The following is a 16490-nucleotide window of genomic DNA, read 5'->3' as shown; positions in this document are numbered from 1 at the left end:
GGCTTCACCCGGGAGTATCAACCATGACAGCCATCTGGAAGCAGGACACCAACCTCGACCGCCTCAACGGCTGGAGCTCCAACACCATGATGGAGACCCTGGGGATCCGCCTCACCGCGGTCGGCGACGACTGGCTGCAGGCCACCATGCCGGTCGACCACCGCACCCACCAGCCCTACGGCCTGCTGCACGGCGGCGCCTCGGTGGTGTTGGCCGAGACGCTGGGCAGCACGGCGGCAATGCTGACCCTGGATCCGGCGCAGGAGGCCGCGGTGGGCCTGGACATCAATGCCAACCATATTCGCGGCGTGCGCAGCGGCATCGTGGTGGGCACCGCGCGCAAGCTGCATATCGGGCGCAGCACGCAGGTGTGGGAGATCCGCATCGAGACCGAAGCCGGCGAGCTGGTGTGCATCTCGCGCATCACCATGGCGGTGATTCCGTCGCGGGTGGTGGGCCTGAAATGACGCAGATTGGGATGAGCCGCAGGCGAACCCCAACGATGTGGTGAGCTTGGCAGCGGCCATGTTGGGCTTCGCCTGCGGCTCACCCCAACCTACGTGGTGCGATTGGCGGCGATAATCGCCCGATGTCCCAAGACGCCCCCTACGCCACCCTCTCCCCCGACCACGTCCTCGACGCCGTCGCCGCCTGCGGCCTCTATCCCGATGGCCGCCTGCTCGCGCTCAACAGCTACGAGAACCGCGTGTGGCAGGTCGGCATCGACGATGCGCAGCCGGTCATCGCGAAGTTCTATCGCCCGCAGCGCTGGAGCGATGCGGCGATCCTCGAAGAGCACGCGTTCGCGCAGGAGCTGGCCGAAGCCGAATTGCCCGTGGTCGCGGCGCTGGCCTTCGGCGGCCGCACCCTGCTGCATCACGCCGGCTTCCGCTACGCGCTCACCCCGCGCCGCGGCGGCCGCGCGCCATCGCTGGAATCCGCCGACCAGCTCGAATGGCTGGGGCGGCTGATCGCGCGCATCCATCTGATCGGCGCGCGCGCACCGTTCGCTTATCGCGGCCGCATCGATCGCGCCACCCTGATCGAGCAGCCGATGCAGGCCGTGCTCGCCTCGCCGCTGCTGCCCTCCAACGTGCAATCGCGCTACCGCGTCGCCGCCCAGCACGTGGATGAAGCGGTGGCGATGCGCATGGAGGCGATCGGCCCGGTGCGCCAGCTGCGCCTGCACGGCGACTGCCATCCCGGCAATGTGCTGTGGACCGACGACGGCCCGCACTTCGTCGACTTCGATGACGCCCGCATGGGCCCGGCGGTGCAGGACCTGTGGATGCTCGCCAACGACGAGGCCAGCATGGAAGCGCTGCTCACCGGCTACGAACAGTTCCGCGAATTCGATCGCCTCGAACTCGCCCTGGTGCCCGCCCTGCGCGCCATGCGCCAGCTGCACCACGCCGGCTGGATCGCCGCGCGCTGGCACGATCCGGCCTTTCCCGCTGCGTTCCCGTTCGCGGGCGAAACGCGTTGGTGGGAACAGCATGTCGACGACCTGCACGAACTGGCTGATGGTCTGGGCGCCGGCTAGCGGCGCCCAGCGATCGCAAAGCCTCAGCGATACGGCGGCGGATCGACTCCCAGCACGTTCTTCAACACCACGTCGAGCTGGTGCGCCGAGGCCGGCTGTTCCTCGCTGTTGATCGGGAACGGATTGCCCGCGATCACCGTGCCGCGCATCAGCACGCCGGGGCCGCTGCCGAACAGACCGTGATCGACATTGCCGGCGACCAGGCCGTTGTGGTTGGCCAGGTCGTCCCAGTTGCCATCGTTGCGGTCGGTGCGCTGGAACTTGGACGGATCGCCGCCGACCGTATCCAGCGACGACACCATCGCGCCGGCAAACGTCTTCTGCTGGTCGGCGCCGAGGCCGTTGAACCACGCCATGGTCTGCTGCGCATTCATGCCGTGCAGTTCGCCGTAGCGCATCAGCATATTGGCGGCCGGCTGGTCGTCCTTGCTGTGCCATGCACCCAGCGCCTGCGATGCGCTCTGGTTGTAGCCCAGGCCCTGCAGGAAGGCTTCGCGGCCCGGCACGGCGGCATCGTTGTCCTTCTTGCTCTGGTAGGCGATCAGGCCCACCGTGCCCAGCGCGACCAGGCCGATGCCGATCGGGCCAGCCCAGCTGCCCAGTTCCGCGCCGCCGGCCAGCGCCGCGCCGAGCATGCCCTCGCCGCCCGCGGCAGCGTTGCCGGCAGCCCACATGATCGAACCCACGCCGGTGGTGGCGTACAGCGCGCCCTCGGTGCCGTCACCCTTGCCGAAGGCATCGACCGATTTCCAGATATCGATGCCGCCGGACAGGATGTTCACCCAGTGATCCACCGAACGCTGCCCCACCGTGCCCCACAGGCTTTCCTTCGGCGCCCAGCCCACGCTGGTCACCAGGCCGGCGGTCTTCTGGCTGAAGCCGGCGGCGCCGATCAGCGCCGACATGTCGTTGCGCAACTCCTCCGTGCCGGTCTTGCCAGTGCCGACCTTGTCGAAGGCATTGGCCAGGCTCAGGCCCGCGGCGCCGACGCTGAAGGCGCGGAACAGCGTGCTCACCGCCGTGCCGTTGTCGAAGCCCCTGATCTTGCCGAGCTTGCCGTCGGTGTCCTTCAGGCCGGACTTCAGCGACTCAGTCAGCGCGTCCGGCGTCTTGGCGTCCTTGGCTAGCGCGTCGAAGTCGGACAGGTTGCTCTTCAGCACGTCGGTGGCCTGTTTCAGGCTGCCGACCTTGTCGCCGTCGAAGCCCAGCACCGCGGCCAGCGACTTGTTGTTGCCCAGATCGTCGAGCTGCTGGATCACCTTGCTGCGGGTGGCGACGTCGTTGCTCTTGGCGAGCTGCTCGCGCAGGTCGTCGAGGCGGCCCTTGACGTAGTTGGTGCCCAGCTCCTGGGTCAGCTTGCGCCCGGCCTGGTCGGCGACCTTGCCGTACTGCGCCCACTGGTTGAGCAGGGCCTGGCCCTGCTCGCCCTTGAGAATGGTCGGGTCGTTCTGCACCGCCAGGCGCATCGCCGCGGCGTTGTTGTCGCTGCCGAGGAGCTTGCCCAGGGTGTCGTTCACTGCCTTCTGGTCGCCGGGATGATTGGCCGCCCACTGCGCCAGCGCGGCCTGCTGCGAGAGCAGCAGCTTGCCGTCGTCGGCGATCTGCTGCTGCGCGTCGGCGACCTGCTTTTCCCAGTCCGGACCCTTCATCTTTTTGTAGTTGTCGATCGCCGTCTTGAGCTGGTCGGCGGTCATCGACTTGCCTTCCTTGGCGATCAGGCTGTTGAGCTCGCCGGTGAGCTTGACGTATCCGTCGATGGCGCCGTCCACGCGGTAATGCGTGTTCGCCACCGTCTTGAACAGCTCGGCCTTGGTCTGCTCGACCCAGGGGCCGGTGATGCGTTCGTAACCGCCGTGGCTGACCTTGTCGACGAAGCTCAGCGCCAGCGTGGGATCGTCGGACTGCGCCGCCATCGAGGTAAGCATCGACTGCGTATTCATGCCGCCGGCGACGATGCGCGGATCGGGCAGCTGGCCCGCCAGGTCGTCGGCCAGCGACTGCGCCGCGCCCGGATCGCTCTGGCGCAGCGTGCCCACCACGGTGGACAGGCTGGTGAGGATGTTGCCCGAGTGGCGCTGCTCGTTGTCGTACATGAAAGCGAAGTGGGTGAGCTGCTCCATCTGCGTGCGCCCCTGCGACGCGATGGCAGCGCGCGCCGCCGGCGAGCTGAGGCCCGCCATCAGCTCGGCGTAGCGGCCAGCGGATTCGTCAGCCTGCTTGGCCTTCGGCTCGATCTGGTTGCTGTTGGTGAGCTGCTCTTCCTTGTACGGCTGCGCGGCCCAGTTGGCGGCGTCCTGCACGGTCTTGGCGAAGCCCGGTGTCGCTTCTGCCAGCTTGCGCACCTGCTCGGAACTGGCGTTTTTCAGCGAGGTATCCAGCGCCAGCAGCTTGTCCTTCGGCGAGCTGTAGCCGGCGCGGTCGTTGCTGGCGACGATGCTGTCGGCCTCCTGCTGGTCCACCGCATGCTGGATCGCGGCATCGCCCTGGTAGCGGGCCAGGATGTCCGTGCGTGCGGATTTCTCGCGCTCGGCGATGCTGGGCGGCTGTTCCCCCAATTGCTTGCGCTGCTGCGGGGTGAGGCCGTCGTTCACCGGCTCTTTCACGCGCGCCTGCACTTCGTCGTTGACCGCCTGGTCGAGCTTGCCCTGCAGGCCGGGCAGGTCGGCGCTGCGGTTCTCGGCGACGGCCTGGTCGTAGTTGTTGAGCGCCCGGTTCACCTGCTGCTGCGGGGTGGGCACCAGCGCCGGCGCGCCGGCCACGGCCGGGGTGTTCGCCGGGGGAATCGCCAGCATGTCGCCGGGCATGATGCGCGCGCCGGAGACCGCGGGATTGGCCTGGTGCAAGGCTTCCACCGTGGTGCCGAACTTGTTGGCGATGCCGTCGAGCGTGTCGCCGTGCTCCACCCGGTACTTCTCCGGCGGCGGGGGCGGCGGAGGAGGCGGGGTGTAGGCCGGGATGCCGAGATCGCGCGGGATCGCCATGGTCGTAAGCCTTTGCGAAAGAAACAGGGGAGGCGCTATTGGAAAGCCCGGCAGCGGGAGCCGCCTACTGGGGCTAACCCTAGGTCAGGGCTCGACTTCCGCTTGTCATGAAGGGGGTCGCATTGTGACCGCCCGGTGGCGCCGCCCCGAAAGAACTTGCCGGACGGAACTTCCGCCGCGCCCGCGGCGCGTGCATGCTTGCCGCTTCGACACCTGCGAGAACGCAAGGAAGGCTGCGATGAAACGCTCAAGGACCGCCGCCCTGCTGCTGATGAGCAGCGTGCCGCTCTGCCTGACCGCCTGCGGCGACGACGAGGCCACCCGCGAGGGCCTGTACACCTCGGTAGACGCCTGCGTGGCGCAGACCCAGGACCGGGTGACCTGCGAACAGGCCTCCGCCAAGGCCAAGACCGACGCCGCCGAGAGCGGCCCGCGCTTCGCCAACCGCCAGGAATGCGCGGCCACCTATGACTGGGACCGCTGCGAGGAACGCCGCGACAGCGGCGGCCATTCCTTCTTCGGGCCGATGGTGGCCGGCTTCTTCGTCTCGCAGATGCTGCGCAACGGTAGCGTCACGCCGGGCTTTACCGGCGGGCCGGCCTTCCGCAACGCCGCCGGCCAGTGGCAGCAGCCGGATCCGAACGACCGGCGCAGCAGCAATGCGGGCGGCGGCACCGGCGGCTACAGCAGCGGCACGCGCGCGATGGTACCGGTCAGCGCCACGCCCGACCGCGCCGTGACGGTGAGCCGCAGCGGCTTCGGCTCCTCCTTCCGCGGCCGGGCCGGCAGCTGATGCGCCGCATCGCCATCCGCGAGCGGCCGGACTGGCGCGCTCGCGCCGAGGACTGCGGCTTCGTCTTCCACACCATCGACGGCGAGCCGTACTGGGACGAGTCGGCCTACTACGCCTTCTCGCTGCGCCAGATCGAAGACGATATCGAAGCGCCCACCGAGGAACTGCACGCGATGGCGCTGGACCTGGTCGACGGCATCGTCGCCAGCGAACAGCAGCTGCGCCGGCTGGCTATCCCTGAGCCGTACTGGGAGTGGATCGCGCGCAGCTGGCGCGAACGCCAGCCGCATCTCTATGGCCGCCTGGACTTCGCCTACAACGGGCAAGGCCCGGCCAAGCTTTACGAGCTGAACTACGACACGCCGACCTCGCTGTTCGAGGCCGCGTTCTTCCAGTGGGAATGGCTGGAAGACCAGCTCGCCCACAACGGCCTGCCCGCGGGCGCCGACCAGTTCAATTCCCTGCAGGAAGCCCTGGTCGAAGCCTTCGGCGCGATCGCCCGCGATATCGCGCGGCCGTTCCTGTTCGCCGCGCTGCGCGGATCAGCGGAGGACCAGGGCACCGTCGCCTATCTGCGCGACTGCGCGCTGCAGGCCGGCGTCGACAGCGCCGAGATCGCCATCGAAGATATCGGCATCAGCGCGGACGGGCGCTTCACCGACCTGGACGACCGGGTGATCGGCACGCTGTTCAAGCTGTATCCGCTGGAGGACCTGTTCCGCGAGGAGTTCGGCCGCCACCTGCCCGGCTCGCGCCTGCAGTTGATCGAGCCGCCGTGGAAAGCCTTGCTCAGCAACAAGGGCATCCTGCCGCTGCTGTGGGAAAAGCACCGCGGCCATCCCAACCTGCTGCCGGCCGCCTTCGACGACGGCGCCGCGCTGCAGCCGGGCTGGGTGCGCAAGCCGCTGCATTCGCGCGAGGGCGCCAACGTGACGATGCAGCTGCCGGACGGGCGGCGCGTGGAAACCGGCGGCCCGTATGCCGGCCCGTGCATCCGCCAGGCCTGGCATCCGCTGCCGGATATCGGCGGCGCCTTTCCGCTGATCGGCAGCTGGGTGGTCGCCGACCGCGCCTGCGGCATGGGCATCCGCGAGGACCGCTCGCTGGTGACGCAGGACGGCGCGCGCTTCGTGCCGCATGCGATCCTCGATGAACCGCGCGGCGTGCTGATGGCGTAGGTTGGGGTGAGCGCCAGCGAACCCCAACACACACCCGCACCTTAGCGACGCCCATGTTGGGGTTCGCTACCGCTCACCCCAACCTACGCACTACCGTTCCGTCCGGCTAAGCTTGCGGCTCTTTGGCCGACGGAACACCCGCGTGCGCAGCTTCCTTTTCCGCCTGATCGGCATCCTCGAAGTCGCCGGCGGCTTCTACGGCCTGGTCGTCACGCTGCGCCACCTGCTGCCGCTGGGCAGCACGCACGATTCGATCGTGGCGGTGATCGGGCTGGCGCTGTACGGCTTCGTGCTGGTGGCCGGCTTCGAGCTGCTGGGCAATACCGAGCGCGGCGTGAGCTTCTCGCGCATCGCCCAGCTGCTGCAGCTGCCGCTGATCGCCATGCCGGTGCTGAGCTACGGCCTGCACTGCGGCGCCTTCGTGAATATCTTCGCCACCCTGCAGGCCTCGCCGCACCTGGGCCTGGACTGGCATATCGGCTCGCAGGGCTTCGTGCTGGCGGTGGCCGGGCCCGGCGTTTCGCGGCTGGGCATCAACCTGCTGGCGCTGCTGTCCTGGCTGGCGCTGCGGCTGCGCTGAGCGGCTTTTTCGCAGGAAGGCGGGGCGCTGCCGGTATCATGCGCGGATGAACAGCCCCGCTTCCCCCGCCCTGCCCGTCATCCGCCTGAAGTCCGACCGCACGCCCGGCCACCCCTGGGTGTGGTCCGCGCAAGTGCACAAGCCCGCCGAGCGGTTGCCGCCCGGCAGCGTGGTGGAGGTGCTGGACGCCAAGGACCGCTTCGTCGGCCGCGCTTTCTGGAACGGCCATGCGCGCATTGCGCTGCGCCTGCTCAGCAGCGATCCGGACGAAGCCATCGACGCCGGCTGGATCGCCGCGCGCATCGCGCGCGCCGTAGAGCTGCGCCGCAACTGGCTGGCGCTGGATGAAACCACCGACGCCTGGCGCGTGGTGCACAGCGAAGGCGACGGGCTCTCCGGCCTGATCGTCGACCGCTACGCCGACATCCTGGTGATCGAGTACTTCGCCGCCGGCATGTGGAAATTCCGCGAGGCGATCCACGCCGCGCTGCTGGCCCACTTCCCCGGCGCACGCCTGTACTGGTTCGCCGAAAGCCATGTGCAGAAGCAGGAATCCTTCGACTGCCGCTCCGCCGAAGCACCCGTACCGGTGGAAGTGCGCGAGCACGGCCTGCGCTTCCACGCCGCGCCGGGCCTGGGCCACAAGACCGGCTTCTTCGCCGACCAGCGCGGCAACCGCGCCCGCTTCGCCGAACTGGCGCGCGGCCGCCGCGTGCTGGACCTGTGCTGCAACGCCGGCGGCTTCGCGGTGCATGCGCTGGCCGGCGGTGCCCGTGAAGCCACCGGCGTGGACATGGACGCGGGCATCCTCGAGGTCGCGCGCGCCAATGCCGCCGCCAACGGCGTGCAGGCGCAGTTCGAACAGGCCGACATCTTCGACTGGCTGCGCGCAGCCGTCGCGCGCGGCGAGCAGTACGACGCCGTGGTGCTGGACCCGGCCAAGCTCACCCGCGACCGCAACCGCGTGGTCGACGCGCTGAAGAAATACTTCGCCATGAACCGCCTCGCGCTGGACGTGATCCCGCCCGGCGGCCTGCTGCTGACCTGTTCGTGCACCGGCCTGGTCAGCGAGGCGGATTTCCTGGAGACGCTGCGCCGCGTGGCGCTCAACGCCGGCCGCGAGATCCAGGTGCTGGAAACGCGCGGCGCCGGCCCGGATCATCCGGTGCGCAGCGACGTGCCGGAAGGGCGTTATCTGAAAGCGGTGTTCTGCCGGGTCTGGTAAGGCCTGCCGGCCAGCGGACAACTTAAGGATCGAAGAGGAATCGACCGTATGCGCAGGATCGCCGCCAGTTTCGCGCTCGCCTGTCTGTCGTTGTGCGCCGTCCATGCCCAGGACAATCCCGGCGCAAAGCAGCGCGTCCCCATCGAAGACACCTACATCATCGTGCCGAAGTACACCTCGGAATACACGTTGACGCGCAGCGTGAACCACGGGGACGAAGGCCAGCTCGCCGGCGGCGTGGCGCTGACCTTCAGCGATTCGGTGGCGCCCTCGCTCAGCACCGACGTGCTGATCTATCCCATCGGCGGCAGCGCCAGCGTCGCTACGATGGAGGCGAAGTTCCGCGCCGACGTCGGCATCGCCGAAGACAAAGGCGCGTACACCGTCACGCAGTGGGGCGAGTCCACCGACTACGCGCTGCGCCGGCGCGACGGCAGCAGCTGGACGGGACGCGTCATGTCGCTGCGCATGAAGACGCAGAACGGCGAAGTCGACTCGCACACCTATCTGTTCCACCACGGCATCTACGCCTACATGGTCCGCATCGACATGCCGGCCGGCCAGGCGGGCGGCGACCTCCTCACGGTCGAAGACACACTGTTGCGCACGCTGATGGCGTCGATCCAGGTGGTGAGCGTCGGCAGCTGCGGCAGGCAGATGACCATCAGCCTGCGCCCGCCGGGCATGCCGGCTCCCGCCGGCTACACGGACGGCATCTCGGCCGACGGCTTCAGCATCTCGGTGGGTCAGGAAGACGTGGAGGCCAACGGCAGGGAGGTGGTCGGCGACCTGCAGTCCGGCCGCGGCATGTTCGGCCGCATGCGCCTCGCCGCCGCGCGCCAGATCGCCAGCGGCTGCACCTCGACGCCCTACGCGCCGCCGGCCGCCTCGGACGAGCTGGCCGTGCTGCGGCTGCATTTTCCCGCGGATTACTGGCAGCTCACCCCGGTCCCGCACTGAGCGGTCCCGGCGGATGAGACGCGGGCGCGTACACTTGGCGCCTTGCCGTGTGGAACCGCCATGTCGCTTACCGAAGTCCTGCTGTTTGTCCTGATCCTGCTCGTCCTGGCCGCGCTGGCCTCGCTGGCCGTGCTGCTGCGTTCGCGCGACGGCGGCGGCCTGCACGCACGGCTGGATGCGCTGAAAGACGACGGCGAACGCCTGCAGCGCATCCTGCGTGAGGAACAGCGCACCGGCCGCGAGGAACTGCAGCAAAGCTTCGACCGCTTCCGCGCGCATATGAGCGAACAGCTCGGCGGCATGAGCCAGCATCAGGCCGAGCGCATCGACGGCTTCGGCCAGCGTCTGACCCTGCTCACCGAGCGCACCGACGCCGGCCTGCAGGCGCTGGCGCAGCGCCTCGCCGAGGACGCGCGCCACAGCCGCCAGGAACTCACCCTCGCCCTCAACCGCTTCGGCGAACAGCAGCAGCAGCGCCTGGCCGCGCTCACCGCCGACAACGAAAAGCGGATGGGCGAAGTGCGCGCCACGTTGGAGAGCAAGCTCAAGGCAATCCAGGACGACAACGCGGCGAAGCTCGAACAGATGCGCGCCACCGTCGACGAAAAACTGCAGACCACGCTGGAAACACGCCTGGGCCAATCCTTCCAGCTCGTCTCCGAACGGCTGGAAGCGGTGCAGCGCGGCCTCGGCGAAATGCAGAGCCTGGCCACCGGCGTGGGCGACCTCAAACGCGTGCTGACCAATGTGAAAACGCGCGGCACCTTCGGCGAAGTGCAGTTGGGCGCGCTGCTCGAACAGATCCTGATTCCCGAGCAATACGCCGCCAACGTCGCCACCGTGCCCGGCTCGGCCGAGCGCGTGGAATACGCCATCCGCCTGCCCGGCAGCCAGGACGATCAGCCGGTCTGGCTGCCGATCGACGCGAAATTCCCGGTGGAGGACTACCAGCGCCTGCTCGACGCACAGGAGGCCGCCGACGCCGACGCCGCACTCGCCGCCGGCCGCGCGCTCGAAGTGCGCGTGCGCGAGGAGGCCAAGCGCATCCACGGCAAATACGTCGCGCCGCCGCACAGCACCGACTTCGCCATCCTGTTCCTGCCGACCGAAGGCCTGTACGCCGAAGTGATCCGCCGCCCCGGCCTGTCCGACCTGCTGCAACGCGAATACCGCATCACCCTCGCCGGCCCCACCACGCTCACCGCCCTGCTCAACAGCCTGCAGATGGGTTTCCGCACGCTGGCGATCGAGAAGCGCAGCAGCGAGGTGTGGCAGCTGCTGGCGGCGGTGAAGACCGAGTTCGGCAAGTTCGCCGGGGTGCTGGAGAAGACGCGCAAGAAGCTCACCGAGGCGAGCAATGTGATCGATCAGGCGGGGGTGCGGACGCGTGCGATCGAGCGGAAGCTGCGGCACGTGGAGACGCTGCCGGGGGAGCAGGTGCAGCAGTTGCTGGGCGATGTGCCAAGCGGTGAAATCGAAGAAGAGGACGAGGCGGGCGATTGAGCAGACGTAGGTTGGGGTGAGCGCAGCGAACCCCAACACAGGTACATCCGGGCGCATCGCATTGTTGGGGTTCGCTGCGCTCACCCCAACCTACGCCGAGCGATGAACCCGCCGCTTATGCCAGCGCGTGCGCCGCCGCTTCCGCGATCAGCCGATCCTCCGGCCGCACGCCCGTATACAGCACGAACTGCTCCACCGCCTGCAACACGATCACCTCCGCGCCGGTGATCACTTTTTTCCGCTTCGCACGCGCCAGCCGGATCAACGGCGTCTCCGGCGGCAAGGCCACCACGTCGAACACCACGCTGGCGCGCTCCACTTCCGCTTCGGTGAAGGCCAGTGCATCGACCTCCGGCCCCTCCATCCCGATCGGCGTAACGTTGATCAGCAACTGCGCTTCGACGCCACGCATATCCGGCGCCCACGCATAACCGCAACTCTCCGCCAACGCCCGGCCCGTGAGCTCGTTGCGCGCCACGATATGCCCGCGCTTGAAACCCTTGTCACGCAACGCGCAAGCCACCGCCTTCGCCATCCCGCCGCTGCCGCGCAAGGCCAGCGTGAGTTCGGGCGGCACCCGATGCTGTGCGATCAGCCGCGCCACTGCGATGTAGTCGGTGTTGTACGCATGCAGATGCCCGTCATCGTTGACGATGGTATTGACCGAATCGATCGCCTTCGCCGACGCATCGATCGAATCCACCAGTGGAATGCAGGCCTCCTTGAACGGCATCGAGACCGCGCAGCCGCGGATGCCCAGCGCGCGGATGCCGCCGATCGCCGCGGGCAGGTCGCGCGTGGTGAACGCCTTGTACACGTAGTCCAGGCCGAGCGCCTCGTACAGATAGTTCTGGAAACGCGTGCCGAAATTGCCAGGGCGGCCGGACAGCGACATGCACAGCCTGGTGTTGCGGGAAATGCGCAGGGTCATGGCGTACTCACTTTTCGAATCGTCACCCGGGACCATAAAGAGCCGGCACGCCATCGATCAACCCCATCGGCGCCGGCATGGCGTTCCATCCCACGCATCGAGCCGCGATGCATGCCGGAGCCCGTCTATGAAAACCCTGCTGATCGCGCTGGCCATCGCCGCCGGCCTCGCCCACGCCGCCCCGGCCGCTGCCGTGGGTCGCCTGCTGGACCTGAGCGTGTACGACCGCGACACCCAGCGCAGCCTGCCCGTGTACCAGCACCAGGGCCGCTACTACGTCGCCGGCCAACCCGGCCACCGCTACCGCGTCACCCTGCGTAGCCGCAGCGGCGACGATCTGCTGGCGGTGCTGTCGGTGGATGGCGTCAACGCGGTATCGGGGCAGACCGCCGGCTGGTCGCAGGCCGGCTATGTGCTCGATCCGCGCGCGAACACCGATGTGCTGGGCTGGCGCAAGAGCCTCAGCCAGGTCGCCGATTTCGTGTTCACCGATATTGGGCAGAGCTATGCCGCCAAGACCGGGCGGCCGGACAATGTGGGCGTGATCGGCGTGGCCGTGTTCCGCCGCAAGCCGCTGCCGCCGCCGGTCTACGAGCCGGCCTACGAGGCCGACCGGGCCATGAACCAGGCCGCCGCGCCGGCGGCGAGCGGCGAACTGCAGCGCGCGGCCAAGGCCAGCGCACCGCTGGGCACCGGCCATGGCGAGCGCGAGAACTCCGCCGTCACCGAAGTGGAATTCGAACGCGCCTCCAGTTCGCCGGACGAGGTGGTCACGCTGTACTACGACACCTGGAACAATCTCGCCGCGCAGTGCGTGATCCCCTGCGAACGCCCGCGCCCGGTGCGCCCCGATCCGTTCCCCGGCCGCTTCGTCCCGGACCCCTGAAAAGCCTGGCACTTGACGCTGGCGCTACACTTGACCCCTGCGCCACGTAAGGAACCCCCATGAGCGACCAGCACCCGAGCGACGTCACCCCCGAGCAGGCCGAGGAGGCGGTGCGCGTGCTGTTGCGCTGGGCCGGCGAGGACCCCTCGCGCGAAGGCCTGCTCGACACGCCCAAGCGGGTGGTCAAGGCCTACCGTGACTGGTTCTCCGGCTATCTCACCGATCCGGGCGAATACCTGCGCCGCACCTTCGAGGAAGTGGCCGGCTACGACGAGATGGTGGTGCTGCGCGACATCGAGTTCGAAAGCCATTGCGAGCACCACATGGCGCCGATCGTGGGCCGCGCCCACGTCGGCTACCTGCCGACCAACCGCGTGGTCGGCATCAGCAAGCTGGCCCGCGTGGTGGAAGCCTATGCGCGCCGCTTCCAGGTGCAGGAAAAGCTCACCGCGCAGATCGCGCAGTGCATCCAGGAAAACCTGCAGCCCGCCGGCGTGGCGGTGGTGATCGACGCCAGCCACGAATGCATGACCACCCGCGGCGTGCACAAGCGCGGGGTGTCGATGGTCACCAGCCAGATGCTGGGTTCGTTCCGCGACGACGCGCGCACCCGCGCCGAATTCCTGCAGTTCATCGGCATCCGCGGCGGCGTGCGCTGATGCGCACCGCCCTGGTCGCGGCCCTGCTGGCCCTGCCGTGGCTGGCCGCGGCCCAGGGCTATCCGGGCACGCCGGCCGAGTACCTGAAGCTGATGGACGCGAACGGCGACGGGCGGATCAGCGAGCAGGAATACGTCGACTACCTCAGCGCCGGCTTCCGCCGCATGGATACCAACGGCGACGGCGTGCTGGAGCCGGAGGAACTCCCCGGCGGCCACGGCAAGCCGATCACCCTGCGCAGCCACCAGGACAACCTGCGCCGCCAGTTCCACAAGCTGGACCGCAACCACGACGGCTACCTGGACGCGAAAGAACTCGCGGCGCCGCCAGCCTGAGGGTTTTTCCCGGGTTGCCTGCCGACCCGGCGCATGATGCGCCGCTACAACGCGCGTCATGCGCCTTGCGCTATCGTTCGCGCTTTCATCCTGCCGGCCGACCATGGACCAGCCTGTCACCACAGTCTCCGAGCCGCGGCGGCGCGCGGCGGTAGCCTTTATCTTCGTCACCGTCCTGCTGGACATGCTGGCCTTCGGCATCGTGATCCCCACGCTGCCGCACCTGATCGAAAAACTTGCCGGCGGCGGCATCGCCGCGGCGGCGTCCTGGGTGGGCATCTTCAGCACGGTGTTCGCCGTGGTGCAGTTCATCTGCGCGCCGATCCAGGGCGCGCTGTCCGACCGCTTCGGCCGGCGTCCGGTGATCCTGATCTCCAACCTCGGCCTGGCCCTGGATTTCGTGGTGCTGGCGCTGGCGCCCACGCTGTGGCTGCTGTTGCTGGGACGCATCGTGCTGGGCATGACCGCGGCCAGCTTCACCACCGCCAATGCCTATATCGCCGACATCACGCCGAAGGAGAAGCGCGCCGCCGCGTTCGGCATGCTCGGTGGCGCGTTCGGTCTGGGCTTCATCATGGGGCCGGGCGTGGGCGGCGTGCTCGGCGCGATCGATCTGCGCCTGCCGTTCTGGGTCGCCGCCGGCCTGGCGCTGTGCAACTTCCTCTACGGCCTGTTCGTGCTGCCCGAATCGCTGCCGAAGGAGCACCGCACGGCGCGCTTCGAGCTGCACAGCGCGCATCCGCTGGCCGCGCTGAAGCTGCTGCGCCGCGACCCGGTGCTGCTCAGGCTGGGCACGGTGATGTTCCTGGTCTACCTGGCGCACTACGTGCTGCAGACCACCTTCGTGCTCTACGCCGACTACCGCTACGGCTGGGGCACGCAGGCGGTCGGCCTGGTGCTGATGCTGGTGGGCGCCTGCGACGGCTCGGTGCAGGCCTTCCTCACCGGGCGGCTGACGCCGCGCTGGGGTGAACGACGGGTGCTGGTCGCCGGCATGCTGTGCGGCATCGGCGCCTTCCTGCTGATGGGCCTGGCCAACGTGGGCTGGGTGTTCCTGATCGGCATCCCGCTGTTGGCGCTGTGGGGCCTGTCCGGGCCGCCGATCCAGGCGATCATGACGCAGCAGGTCGACGCCACCGAGCAGGGCCGGCTGCAGGGCGCGATCACCGGCCTCGGCAGCTTCGCCGGCATCTTCGGCCCGACCCTGTTCGCGCAGATCTTCTCCGTCTCGATCATGCCGTCCTCGCCGCTGCATCTGCCCGGCCTCGCCTTCCTGGTCGCCGCCGCGCTGCTGGTGCTCGGCACGGCGATCGCCGCACGCACCGCGCGGCACGTGACGGACCCCTCGCGGGTGCCGCACGAAGAGCCCACGCCCTGCGCCGCCGTTGTTCCCCACGATCTGTCGCCGGTCGCCACGACGCAGCCGGTCGATGCCGATCCCATCCACTCCTCGGAGCCATCCTCATGACGCTTTCCATGTACCAGGCCTCGGTCCCGGTGTTCCTGCGCGCACTGGCCAATCTGCAGCACGTGCTGAAGAAAGGCGAAGCGCACGCGCACGCCAAGGGCATTGCTTCCGACGTGCTGCTGCAGACCCGCCTGATCCCCGACATGCATCCGCTGGTGCGCCAGGTGCAGATCGCCACCGACATGGCCAAGAACGGCACCGCCCGCCTGGCCGCAGTGGAGCCGCTGAAGTTCGAAGACACCGAGACCAGCTTCGAGCAGCTCTATGCGCGCATCGAACGCGCCGTGGAATACATCAAGGGCTTCAAGACCGAACAGGTCGACGGCAGCGAATCGCGCACCGTCACCATCAAGACCCGCAACGGCGAGCAGCAGTTCGAAGGCCAGGCCTACCTGCTGCACTTCGTGCTGCCGAACCTGTTCTTCCACTGCACCACGGCGTACGCGATCCTGCGCGTGGCGGGGGTAGAGCTGGGCAAGCCGGATTTCATGGGGAAGATGTAAGCGGGGAAAATGTAAGCGCTGCACGCGCCGCCTGCTGCAGGCGGCGCTGGCTTGATTGCGCGCATCCAGGCCGCATCTCTGGTCCGTTCTCACTTTCGGACGCCCGCCATGGCCAACAAACTCAAGATCGATTTCGTTTCCGACGTGGTCTGCCCCTGGTGTGCCGTGGGCCTGGGTTCGCTCGATGAGGCGTTGCGCCGGCTCGGCGACGACGTGCAGGTGGAGGTCCACTTCCAACCGTTCGAGCTCAACCCGCAGCTGGCACCGGAAGGCGAGGACGTGGGCGAGCATCTGGCGCGCAAGTACGGCAGCACGCCGGAGCAGATGAAGCAGAACCAGGAGGCGATCCGCCAGCGCGGGGCCGATGTGGGTTTCACTTTCAATCTGGATAAGCGCAGCCGCATCTACAACACCTTCGATGCGCACCGCCTGCTGCATTGGGCCGAGACGCAGGGCCGCCAGGGCGAGCTGAAACGCGCGCTGCTGGGGGCGTATTTCACCGATGGCCGCGATGTCAGCAACCGCGAGGTGCTGGTTGCCGCGGCTGCCCAGGTGGGCCTCGACGCCGATGCGGCGCGCCAGGTGCTGGAAGACGGCCGCTACGCCGACGAAGTACGCGCGCAGGAGGCCTTCTACCAGTCTCAAGGCGTGCGCGCCGTGCCCTCGGTGATCGTCAACGACCGTTACCTGATCCAGGGCGGCCAGCCGCCGGAAGTGTTCGAGGAAAGCCTGCGCCGCATCGCGGCGGAGAGCTGAGCAAGAGCGGATCCGCGTCCCATGGACAGTCATTCCGGCGCAGGCCGGAATCCAGTGGCGATATCGCTCGATGGTCGCGAAAAGCCGATCCAAAGCTATCGCGGAAATCCAGCGCTTCCACTACTGGATTCCGGCCTGCGCCGGAATGACGAGCTGAGGGGCATGTTTCTGCCGATCTCCCCGCTCGTC

16 protein-coding genes are annotated in these 16490 nt (G+C 68.4%); 14 read left to right on the top strand and 2 right to left on the bottom strand.

The window, feature by feature from the left end; genetic code table 11:
* The first annotated feature begins 23 nt into the window (after nt 1-23).
* Nucleotides 24-467 (top strand): hotdog fold thioesterase, encoded by a 444-nt coding sequence (locus AB4083_RS10660; RefSeq protein ID WP_441607776.1) that lies wholly within the window; start codon nt 24-26, stop codon nt 465-467.
* 122 nt (nt 468-589) lie between these two features.
* Nucleotides 590-1543 carry a serine/threonine protein kinase gene (locus AB4083_RS10655; RefSeq protein WP_441607775.1) on the top strand — a complete coding sequence of 318 codons (954 nt, stop codon included), beginning with the start codon at nt 590-592 and terminating at the stop codon, nt 1541-1543.
* A 23-nt stretch (nt 1544-1566) separates the two neighbouring features.
* On the opposite strand, the gene AB4083_RS10650 is transcribed toward AB4083_RS10655, so the two are convergent.
* Nucleotides 1567-4524 carry a LysM peptidoglycan-binding domain-containing protein gene (locus AB4083_RS10650; RefSeq protein ID WP_441607774.1) on the bottom strand — a complete coding sequence of 986 codons (2958 nt, stop codon included), beginning with the start codon at nt 4522-4524 and terminating at the stop codon, nt 1567-1569.
* 238 nt (nt 4525-4762) lie between these two features.
* On the opposite strand from AB4083_RS10650, the gene AB4083_RS10645 reads away from it, so the two are divergent.
* The 6 genes from AB4083_RS10645 (at nt 4763) to rmuC (ending at nt 10763) form a co-directional block, all read left to right on the top strand.
* Entirely contained in the window at nt 4763-5317 is a 555-nt protein-coding gene (locus AB4083_RS10645; protein WP_441607773.1) for a DUF1190 domain-containing protein, read from the top strand.
* On the top strand, nt 5317-6495 hold the full coding sequence (locus tag AB4083_RS10640) for a glutathionylspermidine synthase family protein (protein WP_441607772.1): 1179 nt from the start codon (nt 5317-5319) through the stop codon (nt 6493-6495). The genes AB4083_RS10645 and AB4083_RS10640 overlap by 1 nt, the downstream gene beginning before the upstream one ends.
* A 142-nt stretch (nt 6496-6637) precedes the next feature.
* Complete coding sequence (locus tag AB4083_RS10635) at nt 6638-7075, top strand: hypothetical protein (protein WP_441607771.1); 438 nt, start codon at nt 6638-6640, stop codon at nt 7073-7075.
* A gap of 46 nt (nt 7076-7121) precedes the next feature.
* Entirely contained in the window at nt 7122-8300 is a 1179-nt protein-coding gene (locus tag AB4083_RS10630) for a class I SAM-dependent rRNA methyltransferase (RefSeq protein WP_441607770.1), read from the top strand.
* A 48-nt stretch (nt 8301-8348) separates the two neighbouring features.
* Entirely contained in the window at nt 8349-9260 is a 912-nt protein-coding gene (locus tag AB4083_RS10625; RefSeq protein WP_441607769.1) for a hypothetical protein, read from the top strand.
* 60 nt (nt 9261-9320) lie between these two features.
* Nucleotides 9321-10763, top strand: a complete 1443-nt coding sequence (gene rmuC, locus AB4083_RS10620; protein ID WP_441607768.1) for a DNA recombination protein RmuC — start codon at nt 9321-9323, stop codon at nt 10761-10763.
* A 115-nt stretch (nt 10764-10878) separates the two neighbouring features.
* Here rmuC and AB4083_RS10615 read toward each other — a convergent pair whose 3' ends face one another.
* The gene (locus tag AB4083_RS10615) at nt 10879-11694 is read right to left on the bottom strand and encodes a shikimate 5-dehydrogenase (RefSeq protein ID WP_441607767.1); all 816 of its coding nucleotides are present in this window, start codon (nt 11692-11694) and stop codon (nt 10879-10881) included.
* A 127-nt stretch (nt 11695-11821) separates the two neighbouring features.
* On the opposite strand from AB4083_RS10615, the gene AB4083_RS10610 reads away from it, so the two are divergent.
* The 6 genes from AB4083_RS10610 (at nt 11822) to AB4083_RS10585 (ending at nt 16301) form a co-directional block, all read left to right on the top strand.
* Complete coding sequence (locus tag AB4083_RS10610) at nt 11822-12580, top strand: hypothetical protein (RefSeq protein WP_441607766.1); 759 nt, start codon at nt 11822-11824, stop codon at nt 12578-12580.
* A 59-nt stretch (nt 12581-12639) separates the two neighbouring features.
* On the top strand, nt 12640-13239 hold the full coding sequence (folE, locus tag AB4083_RS10605; protein WP_441607765.1) for a GTP cyclohydrolase I FolE: 600 nt from the start codon (nt 12640-12642) through the stop codon (nt 13237-13239).
* A complete protein-coding gene (locus AB4083_RS10600) occupies nt 13239-13574 on the top strand; it encodes an EF-hand domain-containing protein (RefSeq protein WP_441607764.1) in 336 nt (111 codons plus the stop codon). Before folE ends, AB4083_RS10600 begins: the two co-directional genes overlap by 1 nt.
* A gap of 103 nt (nt 13575-13677) precedes the next feature.
* A complete protein-coding gene (locus AB4083_RS10595; protein ID WP_441607763.1) occupies nt 13678-15042 on the top strand; it encodes a TCR/Tet family MFS transporter in 1365 nt (454 codons plus the stop codon).
* On the top strand, nt 15039-15545 hold the full coding sequence (locus tag AB4083_RS10590; protein WP_441607762.1) for a DUF1993 domain-containing protein: 507 nt from the start codon (nt 15039-15041) through the stop codon (nt 15543-15545). The genes AB4083_RS10595 and AB4083_RS10590 overlap by 4 nt, the downstream gene beginning before the upstream one ends.
* Nucleotides 15546-15653: 108 nt before the next feature.
* Entirely contained in the window at nt 15654-16301 is a 648-nt protein-coding gene (locus AB4083_RS10585; protein ID WP_441607761.1) for a DsbA family oxidoreductase, read from the top strand.
* Nucleotides 16302-16490 lie beyond the last annotated feature (189 nt).

The organism is Dyella sp. 2RAB6 (genome assembly GCF_052115385.1).
In the GTDB taxonomy this organism is placed as follows: Bacteria; Pseudomonadota; Gammaproteobacteria; order Xanthomonadales; family Rhodanobacteraceae; genus Dyella_D.
Note: the sequence above shows the minus strand (reverse complement) of the source record. Positions and strands in the feature narration are given on the sequence as shown.

What these genes read in the sequence shown, in the direction of transcription:
- AB4083_RS10610 (WP_441607766.1), top strand. Translation starts at nt 11,822, where the DNA reads ATGAAAACCCTGCTGATCGCGCTGGCCATCGCCGCCGGCCTCGCCCAC.
- AB4083_RS10585 (WP_441607761.1), top strand. Translation starts at nt 15,654, where the DNA reads ATGGCCAACAAACTCAAGATCGATTTCGTTTCCGACGTGGTCTGCCCC.
- rmuC (WP_441607768.1), top strand. Translation starts at nt 9,321, where the DNA reads ATGTCGCTTACCGAAGTCCTGCTGTTTGTCCTGATCCTGCTCGTCCTG.
- AB4083_RS10625 (WP_441607769.1), top strand. Translation starts at nt 8,349, where the DNA reads ATGCGCAGGATCGCCGCCAGTTTCGCGCTCGCCTGTCTGTCGTTGTGC.
- AB4083_RS10615 (WP_441607767.1), bottom strand. Translation starts at nt 11,694, where the DNA reads ATGACCCTGCGCATTTCCCGCAACACCAGGCTGTGCATGTCGCTGTCC.
- AB4083_RS10600 (WP_441607764.1), top strand. Translation starts at nt 13,239, where the DNA reads ATGCGCACCGCCCTGGTCGCGGCCCTGCTGGCCCTGCCGTGGCTGGCC.
- AB4083_RS10595 (WP_441607763.1), top strand. Translation starts at nt 13,678, where the DNA reads ATGGACCAGCCTGTCACCACAGTCTCCGAGCCGCGGCGGCGCGCGGCG.
- AB4083_RS10590 (WP_441607762.1), top strand. Translation starts at nt 15,039, where the DNA reads ATGACGCTTTCCATGTACCAGGCCTCGGTCCCGGTGTTCCTGCGCGCA.
- AB4083_RS10630 (WP_441607770.1), top strand. Translation starts at nt 7,122, where the DNA reads ATGAACAGCCCCGCTTCCCCCGCCCTGCCCGTCATCCGCCTGAAGTCC.
- AB4083_RS10640 (WP_441607772.1), top strand. Translation starts at nt 5,317, where the DNA reads ATGCGCCGCATCGCCATCCGCGAGCGGCCGGACTGGCGCGCTCGCGCC.
- AB4083_RS10660 (WP_441607776.1), top strand. Translation starts at nt 24, where the DNA reads ATGACAGCCATCTGGAAGCAGGACACCAACCTCGACCGCCTCAACGGC.
- AB4083_RS10655 (WP_441607775.1), top strand. Translation starts at nt 590, where the DNA reads ATGTCCCAAGACGCCCCCTACGCCACCCTCTCCCCCGACCACGTCCTC.
- folE (WP_441607765.1), top strand. Translation starts at nt 12,640, where the DNA reads ATGAGCGACCAGCACCCGAGCGACGTCACCCCCGAGCAGGCCGAGGAG.
- AB4083_RS10650 (WP_441607774.1), bottom strand. Translation starts at nt 4,524, where the DNA reads ATGGCGATCCCGCGCGATCTCGGCATCCCGGCCTACACCCCGCCTCCT.
- AB4083_RS10645 (WP_441607773.1), top strand. Translation starts at nt 4,763, where the DNA reads ATGAAACGCTCAAGGACCGCCGCCCTGCTGCTGATGAGCAGCGTGCCG.